General features: G+C 41.4%; 15 protein-coding genes and 1 other RNA gene. 13 read left to right on the top strand and 3 right to left on the bottom strand.

Annotated features, from left to right (window positions below; genetic code table 11):
* Positions 1-4: 4 nt before the first annotated feature.
* The 8 genes from spoIVA to ACH9UM_RS03810 all read left to right on the top strand — a co-directional run bounded on the left by spoIVA (position 5) and on the right by ACH9UM_RS03810 (position 6,964).
* Positions 5-1,477 (top strand): stage IV sporulation protein A, encoded by a 1,473-nt coding sequence (spoIVA, locus tag ACH9UM_RS03775; RefSeq protein WP_009242610.1) that lies wholly within the window; start codon positions 5-7, stop codon positions 1,475-1,477.
* 74 nt (positions 1,478-1,551) lie between these two features.
* Positions 1,552-2,394 (top strand): purine-nucleoside phosphorylase, encoded by an 843-nt coding sequence (locus ACH9UM_RS03780; protein WP_009242611.1) that lies wholly within the window; start codon positions 1,552-1,554, stop codon positions 2,392-2,394.
* Positions 2,395-2,404: 10 nt separating this feature from the next.
* The gene (locus tag ACH9UM_RS03785) at positions 2,405-3,724 is read left to right on the top strand and encodes an amidohydrolase family protein (RefSeq protein WP_009242612.1); all 1,320 of its coding nucleotides are present in this window, start codon (positions 2,405-2,407) and stop codon (positions 3,722-3,724) included.
* 97 nt (positions 3,725-3,821) lie between these two features.
* Entirely contained in the window at positions 3,822-4,286 is a 465-nt protein-coding gene (locus tag ACH9UM_RS03790; protein WP_004846189.1) for a molybdenum cofactor biosynthesis protein B, read from the top strand.
* Positions 4,283-4,984, top strand: coding sequence for an MBL fold metallo-hydrolase (locus ACH9UM_RS03795; RefSeq protein ID WP_004846188.1), 702 nt, complete (start codon positions 4,283-4,285; stop codon positions 4,982-4,984). The genes ACH9UM_RS03790 and ACH9UM_RS03795 overlap by 4 nt, the downstream gene beginning before the upstream one ends.
* Positions 4,975-5,454, top strand: a complete 480-nt coding sequence (gene rnhA, locus ACH9UM_RS03800) for a ribonuclease HI (protein WP_004846187.1) — start codon at positions 4,975-4,977, stop codon at positions 5,452-5,454. Before ACH9UM_RS03795 ends, rnhA begins: the two co-directional genes overlap by 10 nt.
* Positions 5,455-5,472: 18 nt before the next feature.
* Positions 5,473-5,826: RNase P RNA component class A (gene rnpB, locus ACH9UM_RS03805), an RNA gene on the top strand.
* A gap of 106 nt (positions 5,827-5,932) precedes the next feature.
* Positions 5,933-6,964, top strand: a complete 1,032-nt coding sequence (locus tag ACH9UM_RS03810) for a 3-deoxy-7-phosphoheptulonate synthase (protein ID WP_004846186.1) — start codon at positions 5,933-5,935, stop codon at positions 6,962-6,964.
* A 151-nt stretch (positions 6,965-7,115) separates the two neighbouring features.
* Here the strand turns inward: ACH9UM_RS03810 and ACH9UM_RS03815 are convergent, their stop codons facing one another.
* Entirely contained in the window at positions 7,116-7,559 is a 444-nt protein-coding gene (locus ACH9UM_RS03815) for an aspartate carbamoyltransferase regulatory subunit (RefSeq protein WP_004846185.1), read from the bottom strand.
* Between the two features lie 21 nt (positions 7,560-7,580).
* The gene (pyrB, locus tag ACH9UM_RS03820; RefSeq protein ID WP_009242615.1) at positions 7,581-8,501 is read right to left on the bottom strand and encodes an aspartate carbamoyltransferase; all 921 of its coding nucleotides are present in this window, start codon (positions 8,499-8,501) and stop codon (positions 7,581-7,583) included.
* Positions 8,502-8,869: 368 nt separating this feature from the next.
* Here pyrB and ACH9UM_RS03825 point away from each other — a divergent pair, with 368 nt between their 5' ends.
* Positions 8,870-10,000, top strand: a complete 1,131-nt coding sequence (locus tag ACH9UM_RS03825) for a bifunctional chorismate mutase/prephenate dehydratase (protein ID WP_004846182.1) — start codon at positions 8,870-8,872, stop codon at positions 9,998-10,000.
* A gap of 95 nt (positions 10,001-10,095) precedes the next feature.
* Entirely contained in the window at positions 10,096-11,388 is a 1,293-nt protein-coding gene (locus ACH9UM_RS03830) for an ATP-binding protein (RefSeq protein WP_004846181.1), read from the top strand.
* A 111-nt stretch (positions 11,389-11,499) separates the two neighbouring features.
* On the opposite strand, the gene ACH9UM_RS03835 is transcribed toward ACH9UM_RS03830, so the two are convergent.
* Entirely contained in the window at positions 11,500-13,242 is a 1,743-nt protein-coding gene (locus tag ACH9UM_RS03835; protein ID WP_009242617.1) for an NFACT family protein, read from the bottom strand.
* 229 nt (positions 13,243-13,471) lie between these two features.
* On the opposite strand from ACH9UM_RS03835, the gene ACH9UM_RS03840 reads away from it, so the two are divergent.
* The 3 genes from ACH9UM_RS03840 to rpoZ are packed head-to-tail and all read left to right on the top strand — an operon-like array spanning position 13,472 to position 15,248.
* Positions 13,472-14,350 (top strand): YicC/YloC family endoribonuclease, encoded by an 879-nt coding sequence (locus ACH9UM_RS03840; protein WP_004846179.1) that lies wholly within the window; start codon positions 13,472-13,474, stop codon positions 14,348-14,350.
* Between the two features lie 11 nt (positions 14,351-14,361).
* A complete protein-coding gene (gmk, locus tag ACH9UM_RS03845) occupies positions 14,362-14,997 on the top strand; it encodes a guanylate kinase (RefSeq protein WP_009242618.1) in 636 nt (211 codons plus the stop codon).
* Between the two features lie 2 nt (positions 14,998-14,999).
* Complete coding sequence (gene rpoZ, locus ACH9UM_RS03850) at positions 15,000-15,248, top strand: DNA-directed RNA polymerase subunit omega (RefSeq protein WP_009242619.1); 249 nt, start codon at positions 15,000-15,002, stop codon at positions 15,246-15,248.
* The last annotated feature ends 57 nt before the right edge of the window (positions 15,249-15,305 follow it).

Here is a 15,305-nt window from a genome sequence, read left to right on the forward strand (position 1 = left end):
TTTTATGGAATCATTTCAAGTATACAAAGATATGAAGGCGAGGACGAACGGGGAAATTTATATCGGGGTAGTCGGACCGGTTCGGACAGGCAAATCAACATTTATCAAGCGGTTTATGGATCTTTTAGTGCTTCCGAATATGACAGATATACATGCAAAAGAACGAACGCAAGATGAATTGCCGCAGTCTGCTTCCGGTACGACAATTATGACTACAGAACCGAAGTTCGTTCCGAAAGAGGCGGCGGGGGTGAAGCTGTCAGATGATCTGGAAGTGAAGATACGAATGATCGACTGTGTCGGTTTTATGGCAGAAGGAGCATCCGGCCATATTGAAAAGGACGAAGAGCGGCAGGTAAAGACACCGTGGTTTGAATATGAGATCCCGTTTACGAAAGCGGCTGCAATCGGGACGCAGAAAGTGATCCGGGATCATGCTACAATAGGGATTGTTGTAACGACAGACGGAAGCGTTACGGATTTGCCGAGGGAAAATTATATTCAGGCAGAAGAAAGGACGGTAAAAGAACTCAAAGCGATAGGAAAGCCGTTTATGATATTGCTTAACTGTAAGAAACCATATACAGAAGAATCTAAGAAGCTTCAGGAAGAACTTCGTGAAAAATACGAAACGGCAGTATTGCCTGTGAATTGTGAACAGATGAAAGAAGAGGATATCCATGAAATTATGCGTCAGGTTCTCTATGAATTTCCGGTCACAGAGGTCGAGTTTTATGTGCCGAAATGGGTGGAAATGCTTTCGAGGGAACATAAGATCAAACAAGATCTTTTTGAGCATGTAAGAAAGATCATGGAGACGATGGATGATATCCGAAGTGTCGTGTCGCGGTCTTTTGAGGCTGAAGGACCGTACATAGAGCGTATCCTGACGGAAAAGATCGAGATGGATACGGGAAAAGTACAGGTGAAAATTGAATTTGCCGAATCTTATTACTATGAAGTGATCAGTGAAGTGACAGGAGAAGAGATTCACGGCGAATATGAGCTTATGGCAGTGATGAAAGAGTTGTCGGCAATGCGGGAAGAATTTTCCCGGATCAAAGATGCTTTTGCCGATGTGAAAATGAAAGGATACGGCGTCGTGAGTCCGTCAAAAGAAGATATCCGGCTTGAAGAGCCGGTGATTATCAAACAGGGAAGTAAATTCGGAGTAAAGATTCGTTCGGAGGCGCCGTCGATCCATATGATCCGTGCAAATATAGAGACAGAGATCGCACCGATCGTCGGAAATGAGAAGCAGGCGGAAGATCTTGCCGGATACATTAAAAAAGAGAGTGAGACTCCGGAGGGCGTATGGGGAACAAATATTTTCGGAAAAACAGTAGAAGAGCTTGTGATGGACGGCATGAGAAATAAAATAGCGATGATTAATGATGAAAGCCAGGTAAAACTTCAGGATTCTATGCAGAAGATCGTAAATGATTCAAATGGCGGCATGGTATGTATTATTATCTGACAGCAGTTCTTGACAAGAAAATAAAAATAGTCTAGGCTTTCAGTATGACAAAAGAATTCAATAGGAGGCGTAAGATGAGTACGCAGTTTGACAAACTTGAGAAATGCTATGAATATTGTAAAACAGTGACAGATTTTATCCCCCGCGTCGGTCTGATCTTAGGATCCGGACTCGGGGGATATGCGAAAAATATGAAAGTTGTAAAAGAGATATCATATGACCAAATTCCGGGGTTCCCGGTTTCAACAGTGCAGGGACATGATGGAAAATTTCTCCTTGGTTATATAGGGAAAGTTCCTGCAATGGTAATGAAAGGACGCGTTCATTTTTATGAAGGATATACGCCTCAGGAGGTTGTTCTTCCGGTGCGTCTTATGAAGCGTATGGGGATTGAAATTCTTTTTCTGACGAATGCATCAGGTGGAATCAATCGTGATTTTCAGGTAGGAGATTTTATGATGATCACAGATCATATTTCATCTTTCGTTCCGTCTCCTTTGATCGGAGAGAACGTATCGGAACTTGGCGAAAGATTTCCCGACATGACAAAAATCTATGATGCCAATCTGAATCAGATCATTGAGAAAACTGCCGCGGAAGAAAAGATTATTTTGAAAAAAGGGGTATATCTTCAGACGTCCGGTCCGAATTTTGAAAGTCCGGCAGAAGTGCGTATGTATGGAATATTAGGTGCAGATGCAGTCGGAATGAGTACGGCGTGCGAAGCGATGGCAGCTCGTCATGCGGGAATACGGGTGTGCGGGATCTCATGCGTCTCTAATATGGCAAGCGGATTGTCGGGTGAAGAATTAAGCCATCTTGACGTACAGGCTGTGGCAGATCGAAGAGCTCAGGAGTTTGAACGTCTTGTGACAAGATCGATTGAAAAGATGTGCGAGGATGAAAGATCAGAGTAGGAGAAAACGGATGAGGACGAGAATATACAATGCAAGAATTTTGACAATGGAAGAAAAACGACCTGTTTTTAAAGGTGAGATCTATATTGACGGCGGAAAGATTTTCCGCATAAAAGAAGCCAAAACGGAAAAAAGTGAGCGGACAGAAAAACCGGCTTTAAATGAAGAAGAAAAATGGGACGAAGAAATCGACGCAGAGGGAAATCTGATTATGCCCGGGTTTAAAAATGCGCATACTCATTCTGCTATGACATTTCTGCGTTCTTATGCAGATGATATGAAACTTCAGGAATGGCTTTTTGATAAGGTATTTCCGGCAGAAGCAAAGCTGACATCCGATGACGTATATCATTTGACAAAACTTGCGATTTTGGAATATTTGACAAGCGGGATTACGGCGGCTTTTGATATGTATAAATTAAAACAAGACAGTGCAAAAGCGGCAGAAGAACTGGGCTTTAGAATGGTTTTTTGCGGAGATATCAATGATTTCGGCGGTACTTTAGAAGAGATGGAGCAAGACTATTTTCGGTATCAATGTGAAGAAACTCCGCTTTTGTCCTATCAGTTCGGATTTCATGCAGAATATACGACAAGCCGCAATTTGATGGAAGGGATCGCGCAGCTTGCCGGAAAATATAAAAAGCCTGTTTATGTCCATTGTTCGGAGACAAAAAGAGAAGTGGAGGAATGTCGGGAAAAAACAGGTATGACACCGATCGCATATATGGATTCTCTCGGCCTTTTTGAAAACGGAGGAGGATTATTCCACGGCGTTCATTTAGATGAAGCAGATTTTGACATTATGAAAAAGAAAAAAATATGTGTCGTTACAAATCCGGCTTCTAATTTAAAACTGGCAAGCGGAATTGCCCCGGTCAAAACGTATCTTGAAAAAGGAATTCCGGTTGCTATAGGAACAGACGGACCGGCAAGTAATAATTGCCTTGATATGTTTAAAGAAATGTTTCTTGTGACAGGGCTTCAAAAAGTAGTTCATAATGATCCGGAGGCTGTTCCGGCAGCAGACGTACTGAAAATGGCGACTGTCAACGGAGCTTACGCGATGGGACTTGACAACTGTGATATACTTGCAGAAGGAAAATACGCAGATTTGATTATGATAGATCTGATGCAGCCGAATATGCAGCCGATACAAAATATTGAAAAAAATGTTGTGTACAGCGCCAGTAAGCTGAATGTAAAAATGACGATGATAAACGGGAGAGCTGTTTATCAAAACGGGAAGTTTAAAATCGGGGAAAGCGTGGAAGACATTTATGAAAATGCAAACCGGATCGCAGAGAGGATACTAGATGGCAAAGAATAAATGCTCACAGACGTATCGGAGATTTATTATTTGTGCAGAAGGGGAAACAAATGATTAAAACAGATAGAGAGAAACAAATGAAAGGGGTTACAAAGCAATGAGAACAGCAATATTTACGATCGATACAGAAAGTTATGAAGCAAAGAAAAAAAGTGCGGCAGGAGAGGCTTTGAAGCGTATGCTTGAACAAAACAGGCTGGAAGTGAAAGCTGCGAAAGTTTTGCCAAGAGATAAAGAAGTTGTGGCGACAGTTTTTCGCCAGCTGGCAGACTCGGGCTCTGTCGAACTGATCATAACGACAGGGGCGACGGGATATTTAGAGCAGGACTGTGCTCCGAAGGCGGTAGAAGAAGTCGCAGAGCAGCTTATTCCGGGAATCCCGGAAGCGCTTAGGGCATATAATCTCAGGTATTCCAAGAAAGCAATGCTCGACTGTATGGCGGCAGGCATTCGGAAAAATACACTTATTGTGAATCTGCCGGAAAGTGCAAAAACAGCGAAAGAAGATATGGAATACATTTTATCGGAAGTAGTACAAGTAGTGGAGAGTATTAACTTATGATGAAGATCACATATATCGGACACAGCGGATTTTTTGTGGAAATGGAAGATGCCTGCTTTTTATTTGATTATTACAAAGGAACGATTCCGGAAACAGACGGAAACAAAAAAATGTATGTTTTCGTAAGTCACAGGCATCATGATCATTATAACGAGGAAATTTTCAGGCTGCAGGAAAAATTCCGGGATATACAATATATTATTTCTTCAGATGTATATGAACTGGCTTCTCATCCTGAGAAAAACGATAAAATCATTTATATGAAAGCAGGAGAAGAGGCGGACATAAAAGGATGTTATGTGCGAACGCTCCGGTCAAATGATGAGGGAACGGCATTTTTCATTCGCTATAAAGACCAGACGATCTATCACGCAGGGGATTTGAATTGGTGGCACTGGGAAGGGGAGCCGGATGAGTATAATAAAAATATGCGTCGTTCTTATCAGTCGGAGATCAACAAGCTTTGCGGAGAAAAGATTGATGCGGCGTTTGTTCCGGTCGATCCAAGACTGGGGGAACAGTATTGTCTCGGAATCGACTGTTTCATGAAACGAACGGAAACAAAAAGAGTATTTCCGATGCATTTTTGGGGAAATTATGATGTGTGCAGCCGTTTGATGCTCGAAGAATGCACAAAAGATTATCAGGACAAGATTGTGAAGATCGAGAGGGAAGGACAGACATTTCTATGCAGGTAAAAATATATACAGACGGGGCGGCACGGGGAAATCCGGACGGACCGGGAGGATATGGAGCGATTCTTGAATATGTAGATACGAAAGGGACGCTTCATACAAAAGAACTATCCCGGGGATATGTCAGAACAACAAACAACAGAATGGAACTGATGGCAGTGATCGCAGGATTGGAAGCGTTGAACAGACCTTGTGAGGTAGAAGTTTATTCTGATTCACAGTATGTTGTAAATGCGTTTAATAAACAGTGGGTAGACGGATGGATTAAGAAAGGATGGAAGCGTGGGAAAAACGAACCGGTTAAAAATCCGGATCTTTGGAAGCGTCTTCTCAAAGCAAAAGAAAAGCATAAAGTGTCGTTTCACTGGGTGAAAGGACATGACGGACATCCTCAAAATGAGAGGTGTGATCTGCTTGCCACTTCGGCAGCGGATGGAGATACACTTTTTGTTGACGAAGGAGTAGGAAAATAGTATAATCAGATACTGTGTTAAGTAAGACAGACAATCGCGGATGTAAGTGCCGAAAGGCAGCAGACGAGGAAAGTCCGGGCTTCATAGGGCAGGATGCCGGATAACGTCCGGTGGAGGTGACTCCCAGGCCAGTGCAACAGAAATAAACCGCGTCGGATTCCATATCGGCGTAAGGGTGGAAAGGCAGTGTAAGAGACTACCGCCTCTGCGGTAACGGAGAGGGCACATGTAAACCCCATTCGAAGCAAGACCGGATAGAAGCAATGTGGCGGCCCGTCACGCTTCAGGTAGGTCGCTTGAGCACGGCGGCAACGTCGTGCCTAGATAGATGATTGTCCACGACATAACCCGGCTTATCGTTTTGCTTAACACATTTTGTTACCCCGAATGCTTTAGCAATATAAAGCTGTGATTCGCTAAAATACATGTCGGATCTGTCAAGAGGATACTAATTTAAAAAGAAACAGGAGAAAAAACTATGGGTATGAAAATAAATGCACACCTTCCGATTCCTGCTGATTTGAAAGCAGAATATCCGCTTTCTTCTCAAATTCTTAAACTGAAAGAAAAAAGGGATCGGGAAATCAGAGAGATTTTTGAAGGGAAATCAGACAAGTTTCTTGTAATTGTAGGACCATGCTCGGCGGACAATGAAGATTCCGTATGTGAGTATGTATCGAAATTGGCGACAATCAACGAAAAAGTATCAGATCGCTTGATGATCATCCCAAGAATTTATACGAATAAGCCGAGAACAACAGGAGAAGGATATAAAGGAATGCTTCATCAGCCAAAGCCGGACGAAGCTCCGGATCTGTTAGCCGGAATCATAGCGATCCGAAAGATGCATATAAGAGCGATTGAGGAGAGCGGACTTACCGGGGCAGATGAGATGCTCTATCCCGAAAATAGAAGTTATCTTGACGATATTTTGTCTTATGAGGCAATCGGAGCAAGATCTGTGGAAAATCAGCAGCATCGTCTGACGGCAAGTGCGATGGATATACCTGTAGGAATGAAAAATCCGACAAGCGGAGATTTTTCTGTAATGCTCAATTCTGTAGTGGCAGCACAGAGTTCTCATTCTTTTATATACAGGGGAATGGATGTGACGACAGAGGGAAATGATCTGGCACATGTCATATTGCGCGGAGGCGTAGATAAATACGGGACATGTATCCCAAACTATCATTATGAAGATCTTATCCGTCTTTTGGATATGTACAGGCAAAGGGAATTGAAAAATCCGGCGGCGATCATTGACGCAAACCATTCAAATTCAAATAAACAGTTTAAAGAACAAATCCGAATTGTCAGTGAAGTGCTTCACAGCAGAAATTATAACAGTGAATTAAAAAAACTGATCAAAGGGGTAATGATCGAAAGCTATTTGGAAGAAGGATGCCAGAAGATCGAGGAAAACCGCATTTACGGAAAGTCGATCACAGATCCGTGCCTTGGCTGGGACGATACGGAAAGACTGATCTATAAGATCGCAGAAGAATGCTGATAAAAAGCAAGCCGATTCAGTTTGGCATACAGCAGAAAAAACAAGTGTAAAATAAGAGTGATTATAAAAAGGAAATGGATGCAGTGTAAAAAATTGTTCTTACAGCTCACCATTTCCTTTTGTATATTACGACTTATAAAGCCGGATTTTATTATCGTTGTCTTCGATGTTTTTCTTCGCAATATTTACAGCGGTAGATCTGATTTTCTTCATCTGTCAGAACAAAGACATGATCCAGTTCCTGTTCGATCGAAGTGATGCAGCGTGGGTTTTTGCACCGGATCACATTTCGGATCTCTTTTGGAAGCGTGAGCTGCTTTTTAGCGACAATTTGTTTGTTTTCTATAATATTGACGGTGATATTGTGATCGATAAAACCTAAAATATCAAGATCCATGAAATCAATCGGACATTCGATTTTCATAATATCTTTCTTTCCCATTTTATTACTGCGGGCATTTTTGATAATGGCTACACAGCAGTCCAGTTTATCAAGGTGGAGATATTTATAAATTTCCATACTTTTTCCGGCCTCGATATGATCAAGGACGAAGCCTTCTGTAATGCTTCCGACATTCAATGTGTTTTTTACCATGATCTGTTCCTTTTACCTTTCTTAATCAACATGAATTTCAAGCAGTGTAAGAATTAATGCCATGCGCACGTATACGCCGTACTGAACCTGACGAAAATAAGCGGCGCGCGGATCATTGTCAACTTCGGTTGAAATCTCATTTACTCGCGGAAGCGGATGGAGAACATACATATCTTCCGGCGCAAGCTTCATTTTTGCTTTGTCAAGTATGTAGAAATCTTTCATGCGGACATAATCTTCTTCATTGAAAAAGCGTTCTTTTTGAACTCTTGTCATATAGAGAATGTCCAGAGAGGGCATTGCATCTTCCAGACGGACAACTTCTTCATATGGGATGTTGTTCCGGTCAAGTACTTCGTGGCGGATATAATCGGGAAGCCTTAATTCTTCGGGGGAAATCAAGATAAACCGGATTCCTTCATATCTGACGAGAGCATTGATCAAAGAGTGAACGGTACGTCCGAATTTTAAGTCGCCGCATAAACCGATCGTCATATTTTTAAGACGTCCTTTTACGTTGCGGATTGTGAGCAGGTCGGTCAGCGTCTGTGTCGGATGCTGATGCCCGCCGTCTCCTGCGTTGATAACAGGAATTGAAGAGTGCTGACAGGCGACCATAGGAGCGCCTTCCTTCGGGTGTCTCATAGCACAGATGTCTGCATAGCAGGAAATCGTGCGGATCGTATCAGATACACTTTCTCCTTTTGCTGCGGAACTGGAATCGGCAGAAGAAAATCCCATGATACTTCCGCCCAGATTTAACATGGCTGCCTCATGACTTAACCGTGTGCGTGTACTCGGTTCATAAAAAAGTGTTGCAAGTTTTTTTCCTGCACAGGCATGTGCATATTTTGCCGGATGTGCTTCAATATCCTGAGCAAGATCCAGCAGTTTGTCAAGTTCTTCCACTGAGAAATCCAGCGGACTCATTAAATGTCTCATACAAAACCTCCTAAAAATCTTTAATTATAATATAATAAAACCCTTTTCTTTTCAACCGTATAGAGAAAACAAACAGTCGGAAATTTTATAAACAGATAAATGTATATTTGCTAAAATAGAGAGATACGGCAAAGAAGAATGAACAAAAAGAAAAGTTTAAAGCCGGAAAAACAGAAACAAAATATGAAAAAGAAGGCGGCGTATCGTATCATAAAACGAAGACGCCACTCTTTTACTCATAAGCGGACACCTGTATGGATGAACTGTTATCTTAGTTTGTCATTAATTTTGTAAACATGTAGATTTTGAAAGAAAAATATACTATACTGTTGTGAAAAGAAAAATTTGGGGGCATCGGAGGAGAAAAAATGACATCGCTTGGAGAATTGAGAGAAGCACTTGATAAAATTGATAATGAAATAGCAGAGCTTTATGAAAAACGGATGGAAGTCTGCAGAAAAGTCGGAGAATATAAAGTGAAATCAGGAAAAAAGGTGTTTGACAGGCAAAGAGAAAAAGAAAAACTTGCAGATGTAATGTCAAAAGTAGAGGGGGATTTCAATAAGAAAGGAATCCAGGAGCTGTATCAGCAGCTCATGTCTATGAGCAGGAAGCTTCAGTACAGTCAGCTTGTGGAAGCGGGAGCGCTGGGACGCCTTCCGTTTATCAGAATCGAAAATCTGGATCGTGAAAATGCCCGTGTTGTATTTCAGGGAACAGAAGGAGCTTATTCACAGGCTGCAATGTATCAGTTTTTCGGAAGAGATGTAAATAATTTTCATGTGAGGACATTTCGGGAAGCGATGGAAGCGATAGAGGAAGGTTCGGCTGACTATGCGGTGCTTCCGATCGAGAATTCCACTGCCGGTACGGTGAACGAGATGTATGACCTGCTTGATGAATTTGAAAACTATATTGTAGCAGAGACGATCCTTCCGGTTGTGCATACATTGTCGGGACTTCCGGGCGCGAAGCTTTCGGATATAAAAAAAGTATATTCAAAAACAGAAGCTCTTATGCAGACGTCTGAGTTTTTAGACGACCATGGTGATTGGCAGAAAATCAGTGTTGTCAATACTGCGGTGGCGGCAAAGAAAGTGATTGAAGAACAGGATATTTCACAAGCTGCAGTATGCAGTGCTTATGCGGCAAAAGTCCACGGACTGGAAGTTTTAGTCGATGAAATTAATGATGATGAGGACAATTCCACACGTTTTATCGTTGTAACGAATCAAAAAATATTTTTGAAAAATGCTTCCAAGATAAGCATCCGTTTTGATTCGCCGCATCAGAGCGGTTCTTTGTATGGAATTTTATCACATTTTATTTATAATGATCTGAATATGACGAAGATTGCATCTCGTCCGATCAAAGGGAGACCTTGGGAATATTGTTTTTTTGTTGATTTTGAAGGAAACCTTGAAGACCCTGCTGTGAAAAATGCAATTCGCGGACTTCGTGAAGAGGCAACAAACTTAAAAATACTCGGCAATTATTGAGACGGCAGATGCCGTAATCCAGTAGTTTCTGGGAGAAAAGACAGGATGTTTAACATAAAACGGTAAAGCAGGAAAAAACGGAAGGAGAGAGAACAATGCGTACAAATGAACTGATGCTGTATAAAAATATGGAGCATGGCAGAATATTAAAAAACATGACGTTTCTCATGGAAAATTGTGGAAATGATTACTATAACAGGGAAGATTTGAGAAGTCTTCTTTTTGAATGTATGAATGAGATATTAGAGATTTCTGCCAGTCATGGATTCGAGGGGAATCTTTGGCATACATATCTGACGTTTCTTCTTGTAAATGATGAAAATGCTTACAGCACGTCATGTGAGATTGTAGGAGAGATTGACGGAAGCATTAACAGGATTGCCCTTCATGACTTTCAGATATTTAAAGAATTGTTTGATTATGATTTTCAGGAGATGGAGCGTGAATTTTCGGCAGAATGTATGCAGATTCTTTTTGAATATAAAAATACGAGCAATGCGGGGAAGGTTTTTAACCGGCGTATTCGGGATCGTATCTGTAATCTGGCAGAAGGACTTGCAGATTCGTCGGACGCAATAGACTTCAAGAGGAAGATGACACAGTTTTACAAAGAATTCGGAGTCGGTAAATTCGGCCTTCATAAAGCGTTTCGTATCGATCATCCGGAAGGAAAGACGATGTCGGTAGAACCGATCACAAATATTGCGCATGTACATCTTGATGATCTTGTAGGTTATGAGATTGCGAAGAAGAAGCTGATCGATAACACTGAGGCTTTTGTGAAAGGGAAAAAAGCAAATAACTGTCTCTTATTCGGCGATGCCGGAACAGGAAAATCTACGTCGATCAAAGCTGTTTTAAATCAGTATTACGATCAGGGGCTTCGGATGATCGAAGTATACAAGCATCAGTTTCAAGATTTAAATGATGTGATCGCGCAGATTAAAAATCGGAATTATAAGTTTATTATATACATGGATGATCTTTCATTTGAAGAGTTTGAGATTGAATACAAGTATTTGAAAGCGGTAATAGAAGGAGGTCTTGAGAGAAAGCCGGATAATGTTTTGATTTATGCGACTTCTAACAGACGTCACCTGATCCGTGAGACGTTTCGGGATAAAGCAGACAGAGATGAAGAGCTTCATACAAATGATACGGTTCAGGAAAAGTTATCGCTTGTCGCAAGGTTTGGCGTGACGATTTACTTTGGCTCGCCCGATAAGAAAGAATTTCGTCAGATTGTTCGTACGCTTGCGCAGAAAAATAAAATAGAAATGCCGGAAGAAGATCTGCTTCTGGAAGCAAATAAATGGGAATTGTCTCATGGAGGTTTGTCGGGAAGGACGGCACAGCAGTTTATTGATTATCTTATGGGACAGAATTAAGAACGATAAAAGGCGTCAGACATGTATCGGTGTTTTTCGGCATGTTTGACGCCTTGTGATGTTTTAACAGTGAAAAGCCGGGCAGAGAGAATAGAGACTCCTTTGCTAATTCTAACTGCCGGATATTTTTTGGATGCCTCTTATATCGCTGTCGATGACGAGAGAGTAATTTGTATAATAGACAACAAAACCGGGTTTTGCGCCTTTTGGTTTTTTAATATGTTTTTTCTCTATATAATCGATTTCGACTTTTTCGCTGCCTCGCATACTTGAATAATAAGCGGCAAGTTTGCCCGCTTCTTCAAATGTACGGTCGGGAAGTTCTTCCCCGTTTGTTTTTACGATCACATGTGATCCGGGAGCTTGTTTTGCATGAAACCACCAGTCGCATCCGGCGGCAAAATCAAATGTAAGGGCGTCGTTTTGAAGATTATTTTTCCCTACATACATATGAAAACCATCGCTTGAAATATAGTGCAGCGGTTCGTTTTTAAGTTTTATTTTCTTTCGTACGGTTTTGCGGCGCACATATCCTGTTTCAGACAGCTCTTCTTTGATGGCGGCAAGATCGTCCTCTGTCATTGCAATATCGAGAGAGGTCTGTATGGATTCGAGATAGGAAATTTCATCTTTTGTTTCCCGGATCAACTGGGTGAGCGCTTCAAAAGTACGTTTTTGTTTGTTGTATTTGGCAAAAAAACGCTGTGCGTTTTCCTGCGGAGTGCTTGTTGGATCTAACGGGATCGTAACCGTTTCGTTTGTGTAATAGTTCAGCGCCTCCATCTGTTTGGCGCCTTCGGGAACATTGTAACCATAAGCGTTGATCAGTTCGCCGTAAACTTTGTATTTGTCTCTGTTTTCGGTATCTTTTAACTGCCGCATCTGCAGATCATATTTTTTCCGATTCCTTTCAAGAGCAGTTTGTACAATGTGTCTAAGATCGACGGATTTCTGGCGAATCCTCGTAATCAGGCTCCGCTCAGAGTAGTAAGTACGAAGAATTTCGCAAACAGAAGGAAAGAGACGTTTTTCATATGCTGAAAGATACGTCAGTTCAAGAGCGGAAAATTCCTTCGGTTCTTGTTTGTCATAGTAGATAGCGGGCTCAAATCTGCCTTCTTTTATTGCTGACAGATAGATCGTAAACTGGGTATACAGATGGAAAAGAACATCCTGACTGTATTCTTTTGCCGGAAGAGTTGAGTCGATACCGGCAAGATAACAGATTTCCTCTGCGGTAACAGGACTGATCCCTGTAAAGCTTGTATAAAGAGCTTTTGCCACAGACATCGGTTTATCATTAACGGAAAGGGAAAATTCTTTCCATTCTGTTGTGAGCGGATCTTTTTTATGCATTGTATCAGGAATAAAATATTTCCGTCCGGGAAGAACTTCTCTGACAGAACTCATCTGTGCAGATACATGCTTGATACTGTCAATGATCGTTCCGTCTTCGGAACAGAAAATGATGTTGCTGTGTTTCCCCATGATTTCAACAATGAGCTTCTTTTGGCAAAGGTCGCCCAACTCATCAAAATGTTCGATTGTAAAACAGATGATACGCTCCAGTTTTGGCTGTGAAATATCCGTGATCCGGCTGTTACTGATATGTTTTCTAAGAAGCATACAAAAATTAGGAGCCGTGATCGGGCTTGGTTTATTTGTGTCTGTAAGATAAATAAGCGGAAGAGAAGCGTTTGCTGAGATTAAAAGCCGATGTTGTCCACAGGGGGATTTGATCGTAAGAAGCAGTTCATCTGCTTCCGGCTGCGCGATTTTCGCAATTCGTCCGTCTGTTAGTTTTTGTTTCAGTTCGTGGACAAGACCTGCCACGACAATTCCGTCAAAAGCCATAATAAATTCTCCATATTTTGAATTGTTCAGAAGGGAAATGATAAAACATTTTTCTTTTGAACATGAATATATAAGAAAGTATATCATAAAGAGGAGAATGAAAAAAGACCTGTTGACCATTTACGCGCATTAGAGGTATAATAACTAAAATTGCAGTAATCGGCAGTTCTAAAAAACAGATAAATTTGATATATAGACTGCCAAGGAGAAGAACACGAGGAAAGACAAGATGATAAAAAGTATGACAGGGTTCGGAAGATGTGAAGTTCTGAAGGACTCAAGAAAATTTACGGTAGAATTAAAAAGTGTGAATCACAGATATCTCGATGTAAACATTCGGATGCCGAAGAAATTGAATTTTTTCGAGACGTCCATCAGGACGCTCCTTAAATCATATGCAGACCGGGGAAAGGTTGACATTTTTATCACGTATGAAGATCTGTCTCAATCGCAGGTGTCGGTAAAGTATAACGCGGCTCTTGCGGCAGAATATTTAAAATATCTGAATCAGATGGCAGAAGAATTTTCGTTAGATAATGATGTTCGCGTCAGTACATTGTCCAGATATCCCGAAGTCTTTACGATGGAAGAATGCAGCGAGGATGAAGACGAGCTTTGGAATGGATTAAAAGAAGCGTTGGAAGGCGCGTTTTCACAGTTTGTAGAGATGAGGACAAAAGAAGGAGAACGTTTGAAAGAAGATATTCTTTTGAAATTGGATCTGCTCAGTGAACAGATTCGGTTTATAGAAGAGCGTTCGCCGCAGATTATTGCAGAATACAGGACAAAATTAGAAGAAAAGATGCGGGAATTATTAGAGGATACGCAGATTGATGATAATCGGATTGCGGCAGAAGTGATTCTCTTTGCGGATAAGATCTGTACAGATGAGGAAGTTGTAAGACTAAAAAGTCATATTCAGCATATGAAGGAGACATTGGAAGAGTCTAACGGAATCGGAAGAAAACTTGATTTTATCGCACAGGAGATGAATCGTGAGGCGAACACGATCTTGTCTAAGGCGAATGATCTGGATATATCAAACCGCGCGATCAGTCTGAAAACAGAGATTGAGAAGATCAGAGAACAGATACAGAATATCGAATAGGAGGAAACAAAGTGAACAGAAAAGGAATTTTGATCGTTGTATCGGGATTTTCGGGTTCGGGAAAAGGAACGCTGATGAAAGAACTTCTGTCAAGATATCCTGATACGTATGCACTTTCTGTCTCGGCGACTACGAGGCAGCCAAGAGATGGGGAACAGGATGGAAGAGAATATTTTTTCATATCAAAAGATGAATTTGAAAAAATGATTGCCAAAGATGAATTGATAGAGTATGCTAGATATGTGAAAAATTATTACGGTACTCCAAAAGAGTATGTGCGAAAGCAGTTGGATGCGGGAAAAGATGTGATCCTTGAAATAGAGATTCAAGGCGCATTAAAAGTGAAAGAGGAATTTCCCGATACTTTGCTTTTGTTTGTGACACCTCCGAGCGCCGGTGAACTGAAAAAAAGGCTCGTAGGCAGAGGCACAGAGACGATGGATGTGATCGAGTCCAGAATGAACCGTGCATGTGAGGAAGCGGAGGGAATGGATTATTACGATTACCTTGTCGTTAATGACGACCTGAATATGTGCGTTGAAGAAATGCATATGATCATTCAGGGAGAGCACCGAAGAAGTTTTCGGAATGAAGCATTCATGAAGACAATAAAAGAAGATTTGGAAAGATTGAAAGGAGAAAATTAAATATGCTGCATCCGTCTTATACAGATTTGATGAAAGTTGTAAACAAAGATGTCGAAGAAGGGGAAACAAAGATCGTCAACAGTCGTTATTCGATCGTTATGGCAACATCGAAACGTGCCAGACAACTGATTGCCGGAGACCTTCCGCTTGTCGATGTGAAAGAGGGAGAGAAACCATTGTCGATCGCAATCGAAGAATTGAACAAAGGCGAGTTGAAGATCAAAGCCGAGAGTGCGGCAGAAGAAGAGTAAAAACAATGAGGCAGAACCAAACGGTATCTGCCTTTTTCATGTTAGCGGATGAATCTT

It is taken from the genome of Mediterraneibacter torques, from assembly GCF_044591705.1.
In the GTDB taxonomy this organism is placed as follows: domain Bacteria; phylum Bacillota; class Clostridia; order Lachnospirales; family Lachnospiraceae; genus Mediterraneibacter; species Mediterraneibacter torques.

Bases quoted from the DNA above. Each gene is read 5' to 3' on its own strand.
- pyrB (WP_009242615.1), bottom strand. From the start codon at position 8,501: ATGAGACATTTAATGAGTCCGCTGGATTTCTCAGTGGAAGAACTTGAC.
- ACH9UM_RS03795 (WP_004846188.1), top strand. From the start codon at position 4,283: ATGATGAAGATCACATATATCGGACACAGCGGATTTTTTGTGGAAATG.
- ACH9UM_RS03840 (WP_004846179.1), top strand. From the start codon at position 13,472: ATGATAAAAAGTATGACAGGGTTCGGAAGATGTGAAGTTCTGAAGGAC.
- rpoZ (WP_009242619.1), top strand. From the start codon at position 15,000: ATGCTGCATCCGTCTTATACAGATTTGATGAAAGTTGTAAACAAAGAT.
- ACH9UM_RS03835 (WP_009242617.1), bottom strand. From the start codon at position 13,242: ATGGCTTTTGACGGAATTGTCGTGGCAGGTCTTGTCCACGAACTGAAA.
- rnhA (WP_004846187.1), top strand. From the start codon at position 4,975: ATGCAGGTAAAAATATATACAGACGGGGCGGCACGGGGAAATCCGGAC.
- ACH9UM_RS03830 (WP_004846181.1), top strand. From the start codon at position 10,096: ATGCGTACAAATGAACTGATGCTGTATAAAAATATGGAGCATGGCAGA.
- ACH9UM_RS03790 (WP_004846189.1), top strand. From the start codon at position 3,822: ATGAGAACAGCAATATTTACGATCGATACAGAAAGTTATGAAGCAAAG.
- ACH9UM_RS03785 (WP_009242612.1), top strand. From the start codon at position 2,405: ATGAGGACGAGAATATACAATGCAAGAATTTTGACAATGGAAGAAAAA.
- ACH9UM_RS03815 (WP_004846185.1), bottom strand. From the start codon at position 7,559: ATGGTAAAAAACACATTGAATGTCGGAAGCATTACAGAAGGCTTCGTC.
- ACH9UM_RS03825 (WP_004846182.1), top strand. From the start codon at position 8,870: ATGACATCGCTTGGAGAATTGAGAGAAGCACTTGATAAAATTGATAAT.
- ACH9UM_RS03780 (WP_009242611.1), top strand. From the start codon at position 1,552: ATGAGTACGCAGTTTGACAAACTTGAGAAATGCTATGAATATTGTAAA.
- ACH9UM_RS03810 (WP_004846186.1), top strand. From the start codon at position 5,933: ATGGGTATGAAAATAAATGCACACCTTCCGATTCCTGCTGATTTGAAA.
- spoIVA (WP_009242610.1), top strand. From the start codon at position 5: ATGGAATCATTTCAAGTATACAAAGATATGAAGGCGAGGACGAACGGG.